This window comes from Nocardioides iriomotensis, from assembly GCF_004168035.1.
Classification (GTDB): domain Bacteria; phylum Actinomycetota; class Actinomycetes; order Propionibacteriales; family Nocardioidaceae; genus Nocardioides_B; species Nocardioides_B iriomotensis.
The window spans coordinates 249,752-269,214 of record NZ_SDPU01000023.1 but is presented as its reverse complement, the minus strand read 5'-3'; the positions used below and the strand labels follow the sequence as shown (position 1 = coordinate 269,214).

22 protein-coding genes are annotated in these 19,463 nt (G+C 71.4%); 16 read left to right on the top strand and 6 right to left on the bottom strand.

Annotated elements, in window-relative coordinates; all coding sequences use genetic code 11:
- From ETU37_RS13800 to ETU37_RS13790, 3 genes are read right to left on the bottom strand one after another with little or no spacing between them, the layout of a single operon-like run.
- The gene (locus ETU37_RS13800; RefSeq protein ID WP_129987902.1) at window positions 1-834 is read right to left on the bottom strand and encodes a carbohydrate ABC transporter permease; all 834 of its coding nucleotides are present in this window, start codon (window positions 832-834) and stop codon (window positions 1-3) included.
- A complete protein-coding gene (locus ETU37_RS13795; protein ID WP_129987901.1) occupies window positions 834-1,784 on the bottom strand; it encodes a carbohydrate ABC transporter permease in 951 nt (316 codons plus the stop codon). Before ETU37_RS13795 ends, ETU37_RS13800 begins: the two co-directional genes overlap by 1 nt.
- Window positions 1,781-3,049, bottom strand: a complete 1,269-nt coding sequence (locus ETU37_RS13790; RefSeq protein WP_165372520.1) for an extracellular solute-binding protein — start codon at window positions 3,047-3,049, stop codon at window positions 1,781-1,783. Before ETU37_RS13790 ends, ETU37_RS13795 begins: the two co-directional genes overlap by 4 nt.
- 172 nt (window positions 3,050-3,221) lie before the next feature.
- Between ETU37_RS13790 and ETU37_RS13785 the strand changes: the two genes are divergently transcribed.
- From ETU37_RS13785 to katG, 5 genes are all read left to right on the top strand, one after another.
- On the top strand, window positions 3,222-3,707 hold the full coding sequence (locus tag ETU37_RS13785) for a hypothetical protein (protein ID WP_129987899.1): 486 nt from the start codon (window positions 3,222-3,224) through the stop codon (window positions 3,705-3,707).
- An 84-nt stretch (window positions 3,708-3,791) separates the two neighbouring features.
- Window positions 3,792-4,976, top strand: a complete 1,185-nt coding sequence (locus tag ETU37_RS13780) for a peptidoglycan-binding domain-containing protein (protein WP_240755725.1) — start codon at window positions 3,792-3,794, stop codon at window positions 4,974-4,976.
- 7 nt (window positions 4,977-4,983) lie between these two features.
- The gene (locus ETU37_RS13775) at window positions 4,984-6,111 is read left to right on the top strand and encodes an AI-2E family transporter (RefSeq protein WP_129987898.1); all 1,128 of its coding nucleotides are present in this window, start codon (window positions 4,984-4,986) and stop codon (window positions 6,109-6,111) included.
- A gap of 55 nt (window positions 6,112-6,166) precedes the next feature.
- Window positions 6,167-6,589: a Fur family transcriptional regulator gene (locus ETU37_RS13770; protein ID WP_129987897.1), complete on the top strand. Its 423-nt coding sequence runs from the start codon at window positions 6,167-6,169 to the stop codon at window positions 6,587-6,589.
- Window positions 6,590-6,619: 30 nt separating this feature from the next.
- Window positions 6,620-8,860 (top strand): catalase/peroxidase HPI, encoded by a 2,241-nt coding sequence (gene katG, locus ETU37_RS13765; protein ID WP_129987896.1) that lies wholly within the window; start codon window positions 6,620-6,622, stop codon window positions 8,858-8,860.
- A gap of 84 nt (window positions 8,861-8,944) precedes the next feature.
- Here katG and ETU37_RS13760 read toward each other — a convergent pair whose 3' ends face one another.
- Complete coding sequence (locus tag ETU37_RS13760) at window positions 8,945-9,472, bottom strand: hypothetical protein (RefSeq protein WP_129987895.1); 528 nt, start codon at window positions 9,470-9,472, stop codon at window positions 8,945-8,947.
- A gap of 140 nt (window positions 9,473-9,612) precedes the next feature.
- On the opposite strand from ETU37_RS13760, the gene ETU37_RS13755 reads away from it, so the two are divergent.
- Window positions 9,613-10,287: a GntR family transcriptional regulator gene (locus ETU37_RS13755; RefSeq protein WP_129987894.1), complete on the top strand. Its 675-nt coding sequence runs from the start codon at window positions 9,613-9,615 to the stop codon at window positions 10,285-10,287.
- Window positions 10,284-11,303: a 1-aminocyclopropane-1-carboxylate deaminase gene (locus tag ETU37_RS13750; RefSeq protein ID WP_129987893.1), complete on the top strand. Its 1,020-nt coding sequence runs from the start codon at window positions 10,284-10,286 to the stop codon at window positions 11,301-11,303. The genes ETU37_RS13755 and ETU37_RS13750 overlap by 4 nt, the downstream gene beginning before the upstream one ends.
- A gap of 68 nt (window positions 11,304-11,371) precedes the next feature.
- On the opposite strand, the gene ETU37_RS13745 is transcribed toward ETU37_RS13750, so the two are convergent.
- Window positions 11,372-11,959 (bottom strand): hypothetical protein, encoded by a 588-nt coding sequence (locus tag ETU37_RS13745; protein WP_129987892.1) that lies wholly within the window; start codon window positions 11,957-11,959, stop codon window positions 11,372-11,374.
- 125 nt (window positions 11,960-12,084) lie between these two features.
- Window positions 12,085-12,447 (bottom strand): hypothetical protein, encoded by a 363-nt coding sequence (locus ETU37_RS13740; RefSeq protein WP_129987891.1) that lies wholly within the window; start codon window positions 12,445-12,447, stop codon window positions 12,085-12,087.
- Window positions 12,448-12,579: 132 nt separating this feature from the next.
- Here ETU37_RS13740 and ETU37_RS13735 point away from each other — a divergent pair, with 132 nt between their 5' ends.
- The 9 genes from ETU37_RS13735 to ftsR all read left to right on the top strand — a co-directional run bounded on the left by ETU37_RS13735 (window position 12,580) and on the right by ftsR (window position 19,416).
- Window positions 12,580-14,454 (top strand): M1 family aminopeptidase, encoded by a 1,875-nt coding sequence (locus tag ETU37_RS13735; protein WP_129987890.1) that lies wholly within the window; start codon window positions 12,580-12,582, stop codon window positions 14,452-14,454.
- 168 nt (window positions 14,455-14,622) lie between these two features.
- Entirely contained in the window at window positions 14,623-14,763 is a 141-nt protein-coding gene (locus tag ETU37_RS13730; protein ID WP_129987889.1) for a transposase, read from the top strand.
- Between the two features lie 111 nt (window positions 14,764-14,874).
- Window positions 14,875-15,489, top strand: coding sequence for a cardiolipin synthase ClsA (gene clsA, locus ETU37_RS13725; protein ID WP_129987888.1), 615 nt, complete (start codon window positions 14,875-14,877; stop codon window positions 15,487-15,489).
- A complete protein-coding gene (locus ETU37_RS13720) occupies window positions 15,479-16,405 on the top strand; it encodes a DUF881 domain-containing protein (RefSeq protein ID WP_129987887.1) in 927 nt (308 codons plus the stop codon). Before clsA ends, ETU37_RS13720 begins: the two co-directional genes overlap by 11 nt.
- On the top strand, window positions 16,402-16,734 hold the full coding sequence (locus tag ETU37_RS13715) for a small basic family protein (protein ID WP_129987886.1): 333 nt from the start codon (window positions 16,402-16,404) through the stop codon (window positions 16,732-16,734). Before ETU37_RS13720 ends, ETU37_RS13715 begins: the two co-directional genes overlap by 4 nt.
- A complete protein-coding gene (locus tag ETU37_RS13710) occupies window positions 16,727-17,500 on the top strand; it encodes a DUF881 domain-containing protein (RefSeq protein WP_129987885.1) in 774 nt (257 codons plus the stop codon). Before ETU37_RS13715 ends, ETU37_RS13710 begins: the two co-directional genes overlap by 8 nt.
- A gap of 93 nt (window positions 17,501-17,593) precedes the next feature.
- Complete coding sequence (gcvH, locus tag ETU37_RS13705) at window positions 17,594-17,974, top strand: glycine cleavage system protein GcvH (protein ID WP_129987884.1); 381 nt, start codon at window positions 17,594-17,596, stop codon at window positions 17,972-17,974.
- Between the two features lie 111 nt (window positions 17,975-18,085).
- Window positions 18,086-18,619: an FHA domain-containing protein gene (locus ETU37_RS13700; RefSeq protein ID WP_129987883.1), complete on the top strand. Its 534-nt coding sequence runs from the start codon at window positions 18,086-18,088 to the stop codon at window positions 18,617-18,619.
- A gap of 32 nt (window positions 18,620-18,651) precedes the next feature.
- A complete protein-coding gene (gene ftsR, locus ETU37_RS13695) occupies window positions 18,652-19,416 on the top strand; it encodes a transcriptional regulator FtsR (protein ID WP_129987882.1) in 765 nt (254 codons plus the stop codon).
- Window positions 19,417-19,463 lie beyond the last annotated feature (47 nt).

Genomic DNA, 19,463 nt, shown 5'->3' with positions numbered 1-19,463 from the left:
TCACCCCTTCACAGCGCCGGACGTGAGTCCGGCGACGATCTTTCGCTGGAACAGCAGGACGATGACGATGATCGGGACGGTGACCACCACGGAGGCGGTGGCCAGCTGTCCGTACGGCGGGTTGAACGGGTCGGGGCCGACGAAGAACGACAGCTGCGCCGGGACCGTGCGCGCCTGGGTCGTCGAGGTCAGCGAGAGCGCGAGCACGAACTCGTTCCAGGCGAAGAAGAACGTCAGGATCGCCGCGGTGAACACGCCGGGTGCCGCGAGCGGCACGATCACCTTGCGGAACGCCTGCCACGAGGTCGCACCGTCGACCTGGGCGGCCTGCTCCATCTCCCACGGGATCTCGCGGAAGAACGCCGACAAGGTCCAGATCGCCAGCGGCAGCGTGAACGACATGTACGGGATGATCAGGCCCGGCCAGGTGTTGAACAGGCCGAGCGTCCGCCACAGGTCGAACAGCGGTCCCACGAGCGCGACCACCGGGAACATCGCGATCGCCAGCGCGATCGACAGCACCAACCGCTTGCCCTTGAAGTCGAGACGGGCGATCGCGTACGCCGCGAGCGTCGCCAGGATCACGGACAGGAACGTCGAGATCGCCGCGATGCCGAACGAGTTGATCAGCGAGTCCTTGAAGTCCGGGTTGTCGATGATGTCCGAGTAGTTCTGGAGCGTCGGCTCCTTCGGCAGGAACTGCGGGCTGCCGGCGGCGGTCTCCGTCGGCCCCTTGAAGGACAGCGAGATGATCCAGACGACCGGGAGGAGGCACCACACGAGGATGAGCAGGAAGCCCAGCCAGGTGCCGATCTTGGCCCGTGTCTCGCCCATCAGCCCTCACCCCTCGCCTGCGCCAGGTCGACCTTGAAGAGCTTGACGATCAGGAAGGCCAGCAGCAGCACCGAGATGAACAGCAGCACCGAGAGAGCCGACCCGAGACCGAGCTGCATCTGCTCGATCACCTGTCGATAGGTCAGGAACGACGACGACTCGGTGTCCTGGGCACCCTTGGTCATCACGTAGATGTTGTCGAAGATGCGGAAGGCGTCGAGCGCCCGGAACAGCACCGCGACCATGATCGCGGCCTTCATGTTCGGGAGGATCACCTTGAAGAGCCGCTGCCACCAGGTGGCGCCGTCGACCTTGGCCGCCTCGATCATGTCCTCGGAGATCTGGGCCAGTCCTGCCAGCAGCAGGAGCGCCATGAACGGCGTCGTCTTCCAGATCTCCGAGATCATGATCGCGAACATCGCCGGCCAGTGGCTACCGAACCAGTTCGTGTCCGGCTCGAGCCAGGGCAGCCAGGCGAACCATGAGTTGACCCAGCCGTTGTTGAGGCTGAACGCGAACTGCCAGGCGTACGCCGAGACCACGGTGATGATGCCGTAGGGGATCAGGATCGACGTGCGCACGGCGCCGCGGGCGAACACGATGCGGTGCATCACCATCGCGAACGCGAAGCCGATGACCAGCTCCACCGCGACCGTGACCACCATGATCAGGAGCGTGTTGAAGGTGTCCTGCCAGAACAGCTGGTCGGTGAGCACCGTCCCGTAGTTGCTGAGGCCGATGAAATCCTTGTCGTCGGGTGACGTGAGCCGGTACCGGAACAACGAGAGGTAGAGGGCCTGGATCATCGGCCACGCCGTGACGGCCAGCATCACGACCACGGCCGGCGCCACGAGGCGTTGACCCAGCCGGTTCTCGGACCGTGCCCGGTCGCTCCGCTTCTTGGTGACGGTCTTCCCAGTGGCCTTGACCCCCGCGGTCGCGGTGCTCACAGCAGGCTCCTTCCGTGCAGCACGTCCTCGATCAGCTGCTGCGAGTCCGGCGGCGTCTGCGCCCGGACGGTGTCGGGCGGGTGCCAGGAGGCCAGGAGCGCGCCGGAGATGTCGCTCCAGTACGGCGTGACGGTGCGAGGCGCCGCCGCGTCGAGGCTCTCCTGGAACAGCGCGAGCAGCCGTGGGGGGTAGATCTTGGCCAGCGCCGGGTAGTCGTAGCCGGCAGCGCTGGCCGGCATGTTGCCGGTGATCTCCGCGTTCACACCCTGGTTGTCGGGCGAGGTGATGCACTCGATCGCCTGCATCGCCTCGTCGACGTGCTGCGAGTAGGCACTCACGCCGACGCCGATGCCGCCGTACGGCGGGCGGGAGTCCTCACCCTCCGTGGACCGCGGGTACCGGGCGAAACCGAGGTCGTCCTTCACCTCGGGCTGGGTGGCGTCGTAGTTCGTCCAGATGTAGGTCCAGTTGACCATGAACGCCCCTTCCGGCCCGCCGAACGTGCCGCCCGCCGTGCCCTCGTTCGAGACCGACAGGTCGGCCGGTGCGGCGGGGGACGCCGCGAGCCTCTCGATGATGCTCGCCGCGTCCTCGCCCGCGGGGGAGGCGACGTCGACGGTCAGGTTGATCCCTCGGTCGGTGTTGGTCGCGATCTCGCCGCCGGCACCGGAGATCAGGGCGTTGATCCACACCGAGTAGCCCTCGTACTTGTTGGCCTGCACCGCCACCGTGCCGCCGTTGTCCGCGGCGGTCTCGGTGAGCTGGTCCCAGGTGACCGGCTGCGTCATGTCGATGCCGGCCTTCTCGGCGAACGACTTGCGGTACCAGAGCACCTGGGTGTTGGACCAGAACGGTGCGACGACGAGCCGGCCGTCCCAGACGGCTGCGTCTACCGCGCCCTTGAAGGACTGCTTCTCCAACCTGGACTGCAGGTCGTCGGGGATCGGGGCGAGGAAACCGGCGTTCGCGAACTCCGCCGTGTAGGGCGGGTCGATGCTCATGATGTCGATCTCGGGGTCCTCCGCCGCGAGTCGCCGCGAGAGCTGGATGCGCTGCTCGCTGGCGCTCTGCGGCAGGACCTGCACCGCGATCGTGTAGTCGTCGGTGCTGCAGTTCTCCGCGACCTTCTCCTGGCCCCCCGCATCGGGGTTGATGTACCAGGTCAGCGTCGTGCCGGAGCCGCCCTCGGTCGCGCAGGCAGCCAGCAACCCCGAGGCGCTGATCAGTGCCACCGAGGCGGCGAAGCGACGGCGTACCCCGTCCATGCGCCCTCCCATGTCTCGCCTGCACCACACTTAACCGGTGGTGCACGGCGGCCGGTCACCCTTCTTGGGTGAGCCCCGCGACGCCGGGGCCGGGTGACCGTCGCGACCAGTCGGCGCTGGTCATCCGCCGCGTGGGTGCGCCCAGGAAAGCGCCTGGACCAGAGGAGGAACCGTGACCGCGAAGAGCGACTTCGACGAGCAGGACTGGGCCCGGATCGTGCGTGCGCCGTTCGTGGCGGGGGCCGCGATCACCCTCGCCGATCCCGGCGGCCCGATCGAGGCGGCCAAGGAGAGCATGGCGAGCCTCAAGGCCGCCACCAACCCGCCCAGCCGCGAGCAGCTGCTCTCGGACGTCGCGCTCGACCTCCAGGCCATGGTGCAGGAGCATCAGAACCCGCTGAAGGGGTTCAAGCCCGAGGGTTCCGGGCCGGCCGGCGACCAGGTGGTCGACGAGCTGCGCACCGTGCAGGCGTTGGTCGCGGCCAAGGCCGAGCCGGGGGAGGCGGAGGCGTTCGGCCGGTGGATGGTCGAGGTCGCCCAGGCAGCCGCGAACGCTGCCAAGGAGGGCGGGTTCATGGGGTTCGGCGCCGAGCAGGTGAGCCAGCGTGAGGCGTCGATGATCGACCAGGTGCGGGCGGCCGTCACCCTTCCCGGGTGACGCCGCAGCGGCTCCGGTCTCTCTAGCGTCTGCTCGAGCGCCCCGCCGGGAGTCCGCACCCGCTCACGGGAGAGGGGTGCCGCGATGCGCGCACGACGGGAACGTGTCTGCGCGGTGGCCATGGCCATCGCCCTCTCGGCTGCGGGCTGCGGCAGCGGCGATCCCGAGCAGCAGGTGCAGCGCGCCGAGGCTCAGGTGACCCTCAAGCAGCAGGCGCTGACCGACGCCCGGAGCGCGTTCGAGGAGGCATCGAGCGCGTTCTGCGGGTCCTCCCGCAGCTATGTCGTCGCCCTCGACCGCTACGGCGACATCCTCCACTCGACCGCTCCCACGGTGGGCGACGTCCGGGACGCCGGGACGGACCTGGCGGCTCCCGGGGGAGAGGCCCTCGCGGCGGCCGAGACCGCCGTCGACGCCCACCAGGGGGTGGCCGACGCCGAACAGGACCTGGCGGACGCGAAGGCGGCTCTCAAGCGCGCCAAGAACGGTCAGAAGGCCACGAACTCGAACGCCACGCCGGAGAGCGAGCCGTCAGCCTCACCGTTGGTACCGGCCTCGACGGTCAACCAGGTCGAGGCCGCGGAGGCCGATCTCGACGCGGCCGTGAACGCGGTCACCGACAGCACCCCGCTGGCACAGGCGACCCGGGAGCTCAACGCCGCCGCCGTCGCGCTCGAGGTCGCGTGGATGGGGCTGGTCGTGGACGCGGGCTGCCTGACCCCCGAGGAGGAGCAGCAGGCCCAGGCAGCCGTGCACGACTACACGAAGCGACTCCAGCAGTCCCTGGAGCAGGCCGGCTACTACGACGGACCGGTCGACGGTGCGTACGGCCCGGCCACGGTCGAGGCCGTCGAGTCCGTGCAGAGGGAGCACGACCTCCCGGTGACCGGTGCCGTCGACAAGGCGACCCAGGCCGCCCTCCAGTCGGACCTGTCGAAGGCCGGTGGTGCGGCGGCCCAGGAAGCAGTGGCGAGCACCGCCGCCGTGCAGCAGACCCTGAAGCTGGCCGGCTACTGGGACGGCCCGGTCGACGGGGAGTGGACCCCGGAGCTCACCGAGGCGCTGACCCGGTTCCAGAAGGAGCTCGGGGTGAAGCAGACCGGCGCCGTCGACCCCGCGACCCTGGCCGCGCTCGAGGAAGCCATCGCCACCGCCGGGCAGGTGCTCGCGGACATCCGCGACGCCGTCCCGTCCCCCGAGCCGTCCCCCTCGGCAGCGTCGACGACGACGGGATCACCGTCGACGTCGCCCTCCGACGGCACGGGCTGACGGCGACGTGACCGAGGAGGAGCGTGAGGACGCCGTACGGCGTGCACGGCGCGCGGCGACGGCGGCGGGCCAGGAGATCGTGCACCTGGAGCTGCCGTCGTGGTTGCGCGTCCTCGGCCTCGGGGCGTGGCTCATCGTGGGCGTCGTCGTCCTGGTCGGGATCGTCCTGCTCCTCCTGGCGCGCGTCACGCCGCTGCTGATCCCGCTCGTCCTCGCCGCGGTCCTGGCGGCGGTCCTCGTGCCGGTCGTCGACCGGCTGCAGCTCTGGCACGTTCCGCGCTGGCTCGGGGCTGCCCTCGTCCTGCTCCTGGGGCTCTCGCTCGTCGTGGTCGTCGCGGTTCTCGTGATCCTGGTCCTCCTCGACGAGAGCGCCGACATCTGGCAGGACGTCGCGACCGGGCTGGAGTCCGCGAGCGACCAGGTCGACCCCGAGACCAGCCGGGGTGCTGCGCTCGGCGGCGTCCTGCGGGGTGCGATGCGCGCCCTGCTGGTCGGCTGGCTCGGTTCGGCGATCTCCTCGGTGGCCGCGGTGCTCGTCGGGATCGTCCTGGGCACGTTCATGCTGCTGTTCCTGCTCAAGGACTGGGAGCCGCTCACCACCTGGGCAGCCGGCCACGTCGCCCTGCCGCCACGCCTGGCCGAGCAGGTGATGCAGGGGACCGTGCACGCCTTCCGCGGCTACGCACTCGGCCTCACCGAGCTCGGCGTGGCGAACGCAGTCGTCGTCGGTCTCGGCGCCCTCGTGCTGGACGTCCCCCATGCCGGCGCGATCGCGCTGGTGTCGTTCATCGGGTCGTACGTGCCGTACTTCGGCGCGTTCGTCGCGGGCGGGTTCGCCGTCGTCGTCGCGCTCGGGGCGCACGGGCTGCCCGTCGCGCTCACGATGCTGGCCATCGTCCTGCTGGCCAACAACACGATCCAGAACCTGCTCGAGCCCTTCGCGTTCGGACGGTCCCTGCGGCTGCACCCGCTGGTGGTGCTGATCACCACCACCGCTGGCACCCTGCTGTTCGGGCTGATGGGCGCCATCCTGGCGGCACCGCTGACCTCCGGGCTGCTCAACGCGCTGCGCCTGCTCCGGGACGCCGGCCTCTTCGACAACCCGGCACCACCCGGCGAGGCGCCGGTTCCGTAGGGGAGCGGCTTACCCCTCTTCTTGACTCGTTCAAGATCATGGGTAGGGTCGTGCCATGACCACGAACGAGCACCTCGCGGGCCTGCTGCGAGGGGTCGAGCTCCGGGTCACGCAGCCCCGGCTCGCCGTCCTGGCGGCCGTGCACGAGCTGCCGCACGCCGACACCGACGCGATCCTCGACGCCAGCCGCGCCCGACTCGGCCAGGTCTCCCACCAGGCCGTGTACGACGTCCTCCGGGCGTTGACCGCGGCGGGACTGGTCCGCCGCATCCAGCCGTCCGGCTCGGTCGCGCGCTACGAGTCGCGGGTGGGGGACAACCACCACCACGTCGTGTGCCGATCCTGCGGCGCCATCGCCGACGTCGACTGTGCCGTCGGCGAGATCCCCTGTCTGACCGCGTCCGAGGACCACGGCTTCACGATCGACGAGGCCGAGGTCGTCTACTGGGGCACCTGCCCCGACTGCAAGGCCTCCTGAACCGCACCCACACGAACGGAAGGGAAACACGTGTCTGACCAGACCGGCGGCGGCTGCCCCGTCGCCCACGACGGAGCGACCGCACAGGGCAGCGAGAGCGAGAACCCCGCGATCGACTCGCCGACCCCGAAGGCGCATCGCCCGAGCACCAACAAGGACTGGTGGCCCAACCAGCTCGACCTGACGGTGCTGCACGCGCACAACCCGGCGGGCAACCCGCTCGGCAGCGGGTTCAGCTACCGCACGGAGTTCCAGAAGCTCGACGTCGAGGCCCTCAAGCAGGACATCGTGGACGTGCTCACCACGCCCCAGGACTGGTGGCCGGCCGACTTCGGCCACTACGGCGGCCTGATGATCCGGCTGAGCTGGCACGCGGCCGGCACCTACCGCGTCCACGACGGGCGCGGCGGCGCCGGCGACGGCAGCCAGCGGTTCGCGCCGCTGAACAGCTGGCCCGACAACGCCAACCTCGACAAGGCACGCCGCCTGCTCTGGCCGGTCAAGCAGAAGCACGGCCAGAAGGTCTCCTGGGCCGACCTGCTCGTGCTCGCCGGCAACGTCGCGCTGGAGTCGATGGGCTTCAAGACCTACGGGTTCGCCTTCGGCCGCGAGGACGTCTGGGAGCCCGAGGAGATCATCTGGGGTCCCGAGGACGCCTGGCTCGGCGAGGACCGCTACGTCGGCGAGGGCGAGATGGCGCCCGAGGTCGGCGCCACCGAGATGGGCCTCATCTACGTCAACCCGGAGGGCCCTGCCGGCAACCCCGACCCGGTCAAGGCCGCGGCGTTCATCCGCGAGACCTTCAAGCGGATGGCGATGAACGACGAGGAGACCGTCGCGCTGATCGCCGGCGGCCACACCTTCGGCAAGACCCACGGGGCCGGCGACGCCGACGCGCACGTCGGCCCGGAGCCCGAGGCCGGCGAGCTGGAGAACCAGGGCCTCGGCTGGCTGAGCACATACGGCTCCGGCAAGGGCGTCGACACGATCACGTCGGGCCTGGAGGTCACCTGGACCGACAAGCCCACGCAGTGGAGCAACCGGTTCTTCGAGATCCTCTTCGGCTACGAGTGGGAGCTCACCGAGAGCCCCGCGGGCGGCAAGCAGTACGTCGCCAAGGACGCCGAGGAGATCATCCCCGACCCCTACGACGCGTCGAAGAAGCACCGCCCGACGATGCTCACCACCGACCTGTCGCTGCGGATGGACCCGACGTACGAGAAGATCTCGCGCCGCTTCCTGGAGAACCCCGACGAGTTCGCGCTGGCCTTCGCCAAGGCCTGGTACAAGCTGCTCCACCGCGACATGGGTCCGGTGGGTCCGCACCTGCTCGGCCCCTGGGTGCCCGAGCCGCAGCTGTGGCAGGACCCGGTGCCGGCCGTCGACCACGAGCTCGTCGACGACCAGGACGTCACGGCCCTGAAGGCGAAGCTGCTCGACAGCGGTCTCAGTGTCGCGCAGCTGGTCACGACGGCGTGGGCGTCGGCCTCGACGTTCCGCCGTACCGACAAGCGGGGCGGCGCCAACGGCGCCCGCATCGCGCTCGAGCCGCAGCGCGGCTGGGCGGTCAACGAGCCGGAGCAGCTCGCGACGGCCCTCGAAGCCATCGGCCGGGTGCGCGACGAGTTCAACGCCGCCCAGTCCGGCGGCAAGCAGGTGTCGCTCGCCGACCTGATCGTGCTCGGCGGTGTCGCCGCGGTCGAGAAGGCCGCGAAGGATGCCGGCCACGACGTCACCGTGCCGTTCCGTCCGGGACGCACCGACGCCACGCAGGAGCAGACCGACGTCGACTCGTCGCAGTACCTCGAGCCGCGTGCCGACGGCTTCCGCAACTGGGTCCGTCCCGGCGAGAAGCTGCAGCCCGAGACGCTGATGGTCGACAAGGCGTACCTGCTCGGCCTGTCCGCCCCGGAGATGACCGTCCTGGTCGGCGGCCTGCGCGCACTCGGGGCCAACGCCGGCGGCACCGAGCACGGCGTGCTCACCGAGCGGCCCGGCACCCTCACCAACGACTTCTTCGTCAACCTGCTGTCCCCGGGCACGCAGTGGAAGGCGTCGGAGTCCGAGGAGGGCGTCTACGAGATCCGCGACGTCAGCAGCGGCGACCTGCGGGGGACCGCGACCGCGGTCGATCTGGTCTTCGGGTCGAACTCCCAGCTGCGCGCGCTCTCGGAGGTCTACGCCAGCGAGGACGCCCGCGACAAGTTCGTCACCGACTTCGTCGCCGCGTTCGCCAAGGTCATGGAGGCCGACCGGTTCGACCTGCGCTGACCGCGCCACCACGCACGGACGGCCGGACCCCCGTGGGGTCCGGCCGTCCTCGTCGTTGCGCCTCCGGTTCCCGCCCGGTCGCGCTCAGGGGACGAGGACGTGGAAGGAGACGGAGTTCTCCACCGTGCTGTTGAGGTTGCCTCCGCCGCCGACGCTGAGCCGCTCGGTCTGCACCTGGATGCCGTTGGTGCCGCAGTCGTTCGTCCACTGCGCGCTCGCGTTGCCCAGCGCGCCCTCCGGCGCGGCCACGACCGCGACCGTGCGGTTGACGCCGGCGGCGAGCTCCAGGCAGTAGACGCCGGTCGACACGCGCGTCACGGACACGACGTTCTTCGTGCGACCCGCGTCGAGCGTCGGCACCACGCCGGTGGCGATGACCCGGGCGTACGCCGACACCGAGCCCGCGCCGATCCGCAGGTCCTTCGCCTTGATCGAGCCGTCGTGGATGTCCTTGGAGCGGAGCGTGTCGTTGTGCACGTCCTTGCTGCGGACGCTGTCGTTGCGGATGTCGCCCGACCCGATCCTCCGGGCCGCGTCGGCCACGACCGGGTTGGTCAGGGCGACGGCGGCGACCGCGACGGTGGCGACGGCGAACGAGATCTTCCTGCGCATGGTGGCGAGCCCCCTCGGAGAGTGCGGCGACCGCGGGAGTGCGGTAACGCTCGCTTGACCACCATGCGCCGGGGCGGGCCCGGTGTCACGCCTCGGACGCGAGGTTGCGCCGGCCGACCTCGCGGTGTGCAATATATTGCGTGCCCGTCCCCCTCGACTCCGACCGCCGGATCCCGCGCACCCTGCTGCGCGACGGTGTCTACCTCCGGCTCCGGGACGCCATCGTCGACGGCACGCTCGCGCCGGGGGAGCAGCTGCGCGACGGGGAGCTGGCGACCTGGCTCGGCGTGAGCCGGACCCCGGTGCGCGAGGCGCTGCTGCGGCTGGGCCAGGTCGGCCTGGTCCAGGCCCGGCCGGGACGCTCCACGACCGTCGCGCCGCTCGAGCCGGCCGAGATCCGCGACGCCCGCTCGGTGGTCGCGGCCATGCACCGGCTCGCCGTCGCCGAGTCGGTCGCCCGGCTGACCGACGACGACCTCGCCGCGATGCGAGCGGCCAACGACCGGTTCGCCGCCGCCCTCGCGGCGGGGGACACCGAGGCCGCCCTCGCCGCCGACGACGAGTTCCACGCCGTACCCGTGGACGTGGCGGGCAACGCCGCCGCGGCGACGGTGCTCGACCAGTACACCCCCGTGCTGCGCCGCCTCGAACGGCTGCGGTTCTCCTCCGACGCCGGTCGGGCCTCGGTCGACCGCCACGTCGCGCTCGTCGACCTGTGCGCGGCCCGCGACACCGAGCGCGCCGCCGAGGTCGCGCACGAGACCTGGCACTCCCTGCACGACCTGCCCGACATCAGCGACGAAGAGGCCTCATGAAGCTCCACGAGTTCCCCCGCCACCCCCTCACCTTCGGGCCGAGCCCGGTCCACCGCCTCGCCCGGCTCACCGAGCACCTCGGCGGCGCGGACGTCTGGGCCAAGCGCGAGGACGTCAGCAGCGGGCTGGCGTACGGCGGCAACAAGGTGCGCAAGCTGGAGTACATCGTCCCCGACGTGCTGGCCAGCGGCGCCGACACGCTCGTGTCGATCGGGGGAGTGCAGAGCAACCACACCCGCCAGGTCGCCGCCGTCGCCGCGCACCTCGGCCTCAAGGCGCGGCTCGTCCAGGAGAAGTGGGTGCCCTGGGACGACCCGGTCAACGACAAGGTCGGCAACATCCTGCTGTCGCGGATGATGGGCGCCGACGTGCGGCTCGATCCCGCGGGCTTCGACATCGGCATCCGGCAGTCGTGGGAGGACGCGATCCGCGAGGTCGAGGAGGCGGGCGGCACGCCGTACCCGATCCCGGCGGGCGCGAGCGAGCACCCGCTCGGCGGGCTGGGGTTCGCCAGCTGGGCGTTCGAGGTGGCCGAGCAGGAGAAGGCGCTCGGCGTGCACTTCGACACGATCGTGGTCTGCACGGTCACCGGCTCGACGCACGCCGGGATGATCGCCGGGTTCGCGGCCCTCGAGGAGCAGACCGGTGTACGGCGCCGCGTCATCGGCATCGACGCCTCCGCCACGCTGGCCAAGACGACCGACCAGGTCGCCCGGATCGCGCGGCACACCGCCGAGCTGATCGAGCTGGGCCGTGACCTCCGCGACGACGAGATCACCGTGCTGGAGGGCTGGGCGGGCGACCTGTACGGCATCCCCGTGGACTCGACGATGGAGGCGATGCGCCTCGGCGCGGAGCTCGAGGCGATGATCACCGACCCGGTCTACGAGGGGAAGTCCCTCGCCGGCCTCATCGACCTGGTGCGCAGCGCGGAGATCCCGCGCGACGCCACCGTGCTCTACGCGCACCTCGGCGGGCAGCCGGCCCTGAACGCGTACCACGCGCTCTGGGCCTGACCCGGACACGCGCGCGCCCCGGCCGCAGGAGGGCCGGGGCGCGCGCGTGCCGTGCGTGTCGTGCTGCGTCAGGGCACCAGCACCGTGAACGACACGTCGTTCGACGGAGCGGACTCGATGGCGGTGCCGTTGACCGACTGCGCCTCGGTGGTGACCTGGACGCCGTTGGCGCCGCAGTTGCCGGACGGCTGGGCCGTCTTGTTGCCGGAGCCGGTGGCGTGCTCGACCTGGGCCAGGATCGCCACGCTGCGGTCGACCCCGCTGGCCAGCTCGAGGCAGTAGACCCCGGGGCCGGTGCGGTTCAGCGACGCCACCTTCTGCGTGCGGGCGTCGTCGAGCGCCGGCGTCGCGCCGCCCGTGACCCGGGCGTACGCCGTCACCGGCAGCTCACCCGCCTTGAAGTCGGCCGCGGTGAGCGAGCCGTCCTTCACGTCCTTGCCCTGGATGTGGTTGTCGGCGATGTCCCAGGACTTCAGGGTGTCCTTGGCGACGTCCTTGCTCTTGATCGTCGAGTTCTTGATGTCGGCCGACCCGACGCTGCCGTTGCGGATGTCCTCGCCGCCGATCTTGCGGGCGGCGTCGGCGACGACCGGGTTGCTCACCGCGAGGGCGGCGAGGACGGCGACGGCAGAGCCGTAGGCGATCTTCTTGCGCAATGGAATCTCCCCCAGAGGAGTTGGTTGGACGGTCCGCGGACCGCGGCACCGCCGAATCGGCGCCTTTACCATCCGTCTCACAGGTCACGCGCGTAATCAAGTCCGACGCGGCTCGAAACTCGCTTTCATGCCCGGCGGAGGACGTCTCCCGCGGGTAGGGCGAGGGTGAAGTTCCGACCGTAGTCGTGCGACATGTCGCCGAAGTCCTCGTGCTTGAGCACCACGTGCGACGGCGTCACCGACACGATCCGCACCCGGATCTCGGCGCCGTCGGAGGTGTAGCGCCACTGGTCCGCGAGCATCGACAGGCCGGTGCGCTCGAGCACGTCGGCGGCCTCCCACTCGTCCGCCGGCTCGCCGAGCGGGTGGCCGAGCAGCGACATCGGGACGACCAGGTCGGAGTCGGTCACGTCCTCGGCGGGTGCCAGGTAGCCGACGACCTCCCCGTCGTCGGCCCGCCGGTGCGGGGCCCAGGTGCTCGGGATCATGCGGGCAAGTCTCCGGGAGCGGGTCGCCGTACCGCCAACGGGTTTCCGCATGCACACGACCTCCGGGGCTGACCCGGCGGGACCTGTGGATGACGGGCCACGCGCGGGGGCGCCCCTTGCCATCATGGCTGCATGACGCGCACCGTCCCCGCCCTCCTCGCCGCTCTCCTGGCGGCGTCGTCGCTCGCCGGCTGCTCGTTGCTCGGCGGGTCCGAGGGGGACGAGCTCGACCCCGCCTCGGGTGTCGCTCGCTGGGACGCGGCCGTGTCGATGACGCCCGCCGGGGTCGAGCTCGCCGAGGCGGCGGGCCTCGCGGACGACGCCCCGACCTACGACGTCGAGGCCGACGTGCGGCCGGGCTCCGGTGAGGTGTCCGGCACGGTGCGGCTCTCGCTCCTCGTGGGCGAGGCCGACGAGGTGCTGCTGCGCTGGTTCCCGGGCGTGCCCGACTTCGAGGCGAAGGCCGCGATCGGTGACGTCGAGGTCGACGGCGAGCCTGCCGACGCGACCGTCGACGACGCCCTCGTCACGGTGCCTCTTCCCGACGGGCACGGTGACCGCGTCGGCGTGACCGTGCCGTTCTCGTACACCCTGCCGGTCTCGGAGGGCGGTGGCGGCCTGCTCGACATGCTCGGCGGCATGGGCGGGCCGGCCGACATCGGGCTGCTGTCCCGCACCGCCGACGCCTGGAACCTCGGCCACTGGTTCCCGCTCTGGATCCCCGACGGCGGCAGCGCCGAGCCCGACCCGCGCGGTGTCGGCGACATCGGCAACTCACCGGCCGCGCTCATCCGGATGCGGCTGTCCGTCCCCAGCGCCTGGACCGTCGTCGACGGCGGGGTCCGCACCGGCGAGGCGTCCGAGGACGGCACCACCACCGTCACGTCCGAGGGCTACGGCATGAACGACCTCGTCGTGAACCTCCTCCGCGGGTACGACGTCGAGGAGCGCACCCTCGTCGGCGACCTCGACGGCGTCACCGTGCGTGCCTACGGACCGCCCGCCGCGCAGGCCGAGCTGGCCGGCGTGCTCGACGAAGCGGCCGGCGCGCTGGAGGTGCTGTCCGACCACTTCGTCGCCTACCCCTGGCGCGAGTTCGAGGTGGTCTCCGCCCCGCTGGGCTCGGGCGTGGGAGGCATGGAGTGGCCCGGCGCCACGTGGATCGAGCCGGCGCTGTTCGCCGGCGGCGTCCCCGGCCTCGGCGACCTCGAGGACCTGCTCGGCGGCCTCGGCGGCCTGGAGGGGCTCGAGGGCATGGAAGGCATGGAGGGTCTCGAGGACCTGCTGGGCGGGGGAGCGGGCGGACTCGGTGGGATGGTCGGCGGCGACACCGGCCGGATGCTCGAGACCATGCGGGCCTGGACGATCGCCCACGAGGTCGGCCACGAGTGGTGGCACGTCATCGTCGGCAACGACTCGGTGCTCGCACCGGTCGTCGACGAGCCGCTGGCCCAGTACTCCGCCTGCCTCGTCCTCCGCGAGCTGCAGGACGCGCCGCCCGACGAGGTCGACGAGCTCTGCGACACCCACATCGACAGCGGCTACGAGCAGATGCGGATGCTCCGTGACGCCGACGGCCGGGCCGACCGCGCGACCAGCGACTACGACTCGTCGTTCCAGTACGCCGGTCTCGTCTACGGCAAGGCCGCCGCCTTCTACCGCGCGCTGGAGGAGCGCTACGGCCCCGACCGGGTCGCGAGCGCGCTCGGCACGGTCACGGAGGAGCACGCGTTCGCCATGCTGACCTCCGACCAGCTCCGCGACGCCCTGGGTGCGGCGCTCGACGAGCCGTCGTTCGACCGGCTCTGGCGCCGGTGGATGCAGGGCAGCCACGGCGACCGGGACCTCGACGTCCGGCCGGGCGCCGATGACGGCGGGCTCGGCGGGCTCGGCGGGCTGGGTGGGCTCGAGGGCCTGACCGGCGGCGACACCGGTGACCTCGACGCCCTCATCGAGGACCTCCTCGGACAGCTCGACCAGGTGGGCCGGCCGGGCGGCGGCACCTGACCCGGCTGACCGGCCCGGCGCCGGACGGCTGCGGGGCGCCAGGACCGATCAGGTCGTTTCGCGTGACCCGTTCGGGCTATTCGGCGTGTTTTGCCGTCATGAGCGCCGGTCTCGTCGGTTCCATGGAAGAGCCGAGGGGAAACCAGGAGTACCAGGACCATGAAGACCGTGCGAAGCACCACCGAGAAGCGGCCCACCCTGACACGGGCCACCGGATCGACGTCCCGCAGCTGCACCTGCGGCCAGCAGCTCGACATCTGCGCCCGGGCCCACTGCCCGCGTTGCGGCCGCACGCTGCACCGCGACTGACCCGAGCGACGCGACCAACCGCCCGACGCGCCCTGCGTGCGCCGGGGCCGTGCGACCCCACCGGATAAGGTACTGACGACCGGTGGGACGACAGAGCATTAGGTGGGTTGGGTGGACGGCCAGGGCACGACGGCGACGAGTGGTCGCCGGGTCCTCACCATCCCCAACGTCATCAGCATCGTCCGGCTCGCCGGCGTCCCGCTCTTCCTCTGGCTGATCCTCGTGCCGGAAGCGGACGGCTGGGCGCTCCTCGTCCTCGCCCTGTCGGGGATCAGCGACTACCTCGACGGCTACCTCGCCCGGAAGCTGAACCAGACGTCCAAGCTCGGCGAGATCCTCGATCCGGTCGCCGACCGGCTCTACATCCTGTCCACCGTCATCGGCCTCGCGTGGCGCGACATCATCCCGTGGTGGCTGGCGCTCCTGCTGCCGGCCCGCGACCTGTTCCTCTGGGGACTCGTGCCGTTCCTGCGCACCCGCGGCTACAGCGCACTGCCGGTGCACTTCCTCGGCAAGGCCGCGACGGCCAACCTGCTCTACGCCTTCCCGCTGCTGCTGCTCGGTGACGGCAGCGGCCTGGTCGCCATGCTCGCCAAGGTGTTCGGCTGGGCGTTCGCCATCTGGGGGACGGCGCTCTACTGGTGGGCCGGGTTCCTGTACGCCTGGCAGGTGCGCAAGCTCCTGGCCGATCACGACCGCAGGGCACCGAGCCTCGATGGCTCCTGACCTGCCCACCTCCGACCGGAACGACGCCGGCTCGTCGGGCAAGCCCGGACGCCGGCCCGGCGCCGAGCACGCCGGACGTGGCGAGCGCACGCTGCCGGAGCCCCCTCCCCAGGCCGTGATGGGGCTGATCAACTACCTCACCGTGACGTCGCTCGACCAGGACTACGCCGTCGTCGCCGAGCGCCGCGAGGCGGCGGGGGAGAGGCCTCCGTCGCGCGCGGCAGGCGCGGTGCTCGCGGTGCTCGCCGTCTTCGGCGTCCTGATCGCGACGGCCGCCGTGCAGACCGCTCGCAGCGCCGACGACACCGCCACCTCCCACGAGGAGCTGGTCAAGCAGGTCCAGGCGCGCAAGGCCCAGCTCGCCGACCGCCGTGAGCGGGTCAACCGGCTCGCCAACGAGACCGAGACGCTGCAGACGCAGTACCTCGAGGCCACCGCGCAGGGACGGTCGGTGCAGTCGCGGCTCACCTCGCTCGGCGTCGCGACCGGCGCGGACGCCGCCCGCGGCCCCGGGGTGCTCGTGCGTGCCGACGACGGGCCGCCCCTGGCCGACGGCGAGAACGAAGTCATCGACCTCGACCTGCAGAAGCTCGTCAACGGCTTCTGGCTGGCCGGCGCCGAGGCGATCTCGATCAACGGTGAGCGGCTGACCGCCCTGACGGCCGTCCGCCAGGGCGGCGCCGTGATCACGGTGAACTTCCGGCCGATCTCCCCGCCGTACAACCTGCGCGTCATCGGCGACCCGGACACCCTGGCGGCCCGCTTCGCCGACACACCTTCGGGCCAATGGTGGAGCGATCTGCAGGCGCTCTATGGTGTGGAACTCGACATCACGAACAGCGAGGACCCCCTGACCGTGCCCGCGGCCCGTCGCAGCACCCTGCGCTACGCCCACACCCCGGAGAGACTGCGATGATCGCGGGCCTGGGCCTGGTCGTCGGCGTCCTCCTCGGCCTGCTCCTCCAGCCCGAGGTGCCGGTCTGGCTGCAGCCCTACCTCCCGATCGCGGTCGTCGCCGCGCTCGACGCGGTGTTCGGCGCGCTCCGGGCGTTCCTCGACGGGATCTTCGACGACAAGGTGTTCGTGGTGTCGTTCGTCAGCAACGTGCTGATCGCGGCCCTGATCGTCTACCTCGGCGACCAGCTCGGCGTCGGCGGTCAGCTGTCGACCGGGGTCATCGTCGTCCTGGGCATCCGCATCTTCTCCAACGTCGCCGCGATCCGGCGCCACCTGTTCCATGCCTGACGAGCCGACCACGCACCCGCCCGAGCCGGGACCGACCAAGGTCACCGGACGCGACCGGCTGGCCGCCTCGCTGCGCAAGCCCGGTGGCCGCGGCCAGGTCACCGCCGGCGTCCTGCTGCTCGTGCTCGGCTTCGCCGCGGTGGTGCAGGTCCGCTCCAACACCAGCGACGCGGAGTACGTCGGCGCACGGCAGGACGAGCTGATCAGCCTGATCAACTCGCTGTCCCTCGCCAGCGACCGGGCCGAGAACGAGATCGCCGAGCTCGAGCAGACCCGCAGCTCCCTGCTCAACGACACCCAGGCCCGGCGCACCGCCCTCGAGCGCGCCCGGCAGCGGGCCGACGAGCTCGGCATCATGGCCGGGACGCTCCCGGCGGTCGGGCCCGGCATCCAGGTGACGATCCGGGACCCCGACAACGCGGTCGGCTCCAACAACCTCATCAACGGCATCCAGGAGCTGCGCGACGCCGGCGCCGAGGCGATCGAGCTCAACAACACCGTGCGCATCGTCGCGCAGACCGCGCTGCGCGACGCCCCCAACGGTGGCGTCGTCGTCGACGGCGAGACGATCACGGCGCCGTACGTCATCGAGGCGATCGGCGGTCCGCACAACCTCTCCAGCGCGCTGGACCTGCGGCGCGGGTTCACCTACGAGGTGGAGCGCGTCGGCGGTGAGGTCGGCGTCGCCCGCTCCGACAGCGTCGAGATCGCCTCGGTGCACGAGGTGCCCCCGTCCCAGTACGCCGACCCGGTGCCGACCGAGTAGCCTGCCCGCGTCGCCGGTGCGACCCACCAGCCCTGCCCAGTTCGATCCCGTCCAGCCCCGTTCGATCCGTCCAGCACAGAGGAGCCGGTTGCCGTGTACCCCGAGGACCTGAAGTACACCGTCGAGCACGAGTGGGTGCGCAGCCCCGGCGAGAGCGACGGCTCGGTCCGCGTGGGGATCACGCACTTCGCCCAGGATGCCCTCGGGGACATCGTCTACGTCCAGCTGCCGGACGTCGGCACCGACGTCGAGGCCGGTACGGCGGTCGGCGAGCTCGAGTCGACCAAGTCGGTCTCCGACGTGTACGCCCCGGTCACCGGCACCGTCGTCGCGCGCAACGAGAACCTCGACGGCACCCCGGAGCTGGTCAACACCGACCCCTACGGCGACGGATGGCTGTTCGAGGTCACCCCGAGCGACCCGTCGGTCGTCGACGGGCTGCTCGACGCCGAGGCGTACCAGCAGCAGCTCTGACCGAACGGGGTTGATCGACTCCGCGCCCCTGATAGGTTCGGGGCCACCGTCAACCTCGATGAGCGGTTGAGGGTTGGCAACGTCCGACGGCACGACAACGGGAGGCAACCGATGCCGTTCTGCACCGAGTGCGGACATCAGAACCCCGACGGTGCGCGCTTCTGCTCGCAGTGCGGTACCCGCCTCGAGCAGCCGGCCGCGCCGGCCACCGAGTCGCCGAGCGAGACCACGGCCACGATCACCTTCGGCGCGCCGCAGAAGGAGGCCGAGCACCGCGAGGAGCGTTCCCTCAACGACGCCGACGCCGCGGCCGTCGACGCGCTTCCGGCCGGCAGCGCCCTGCTCGTCGTGCAGCGTGGCCCGTCCGCGGGCAGCCGGTTCCTGCTCGACACCGACGTGGTCGCCGCGGGCCGCCACCCCGACAGCGAGATCTTCCTCGACGACGTGACCGTGTCGCGCCGGCACGCCGAGTTCCGGCGTGGCGCGCAGGGCTACACCGTGGCCGACGTCGGCAGCCTCAACGGCACCTACGTCAACCGCGACCGCATCGACGAGGTCGCCCTCCAGGGCGGCGACGAGGTGCAGATCGGCAAGTACCGGCTGGTCTACTTCGCCAGCCACGCGGGTGCGGGCACGCCTCAGTGACCAGCCCGGCGACCAACCGTGCGTCGACCGTCATGACCTCCTCGAGCAACGGCTCCGGCAGCGCAGCGACCTCGCACTCGCGGAGCGGGCGCTTCAGCATCGGTGAGGTGCTCGAGCAGCTGCGCCCGGACTTCCCGGGCCTGCACATCTCGAAGATCCGCTACCTCGAGACCGAGGGACTGGTCTCGCCCGAGCGCACACCGGCGGGCTACCGCAAGTTCTCCGCCGACGACGTCGCCCGGCTCCGTTACGTGCTGACCGCGCAGCGCGAGCACTACCTCCCGCTCAAGGTGATCCGCGAGCACCTCGACGCGATGGACCGCGGCCTCGAGCCGCCGGAGCTGCCGGTCACCGGGCCGCAAGTGCCGCGGGTGGTGCTGTCCGGCGACGGGATGCCCAGCCCCGAGGCGTTCGCCGCCGGAGGACCCGAGCTGCGGCTGTCCCGGGCCGAGCTGGTCGAGACCGCCGGCATCGACGACGAGCTGCTGCAGCAGCTCGTCGACTTCGGCATGGTGCGACTGCGTCCCGGCACGAAGTACTTCGACGGTGACGCCCTCGTCATCGCCAAGGCCGCGGGCGAGCTGGCGTCGTACGGGCTCGAGCCGCGGCACCTGCGCGCCTTCAAGACCGCCGCCGATCGGGAGGTCGGGCTCGTGCAGCAGGTCTCCGAGCCGTTGCGCCGGCAGCGTGACGCCGGAGCCCAGGCCCGCGCCGAGGAGGCGGTCCGCGAGATCGCGGCGCTCTCCGTGAAGCTGCACGCGACGCTCGTGAAGTCCGGCCTCCAGTCCGGACGCTGACGCCCCCAACCCACTCGCACGGGCGGTTCCCCTGTCAGGGGTCGGGA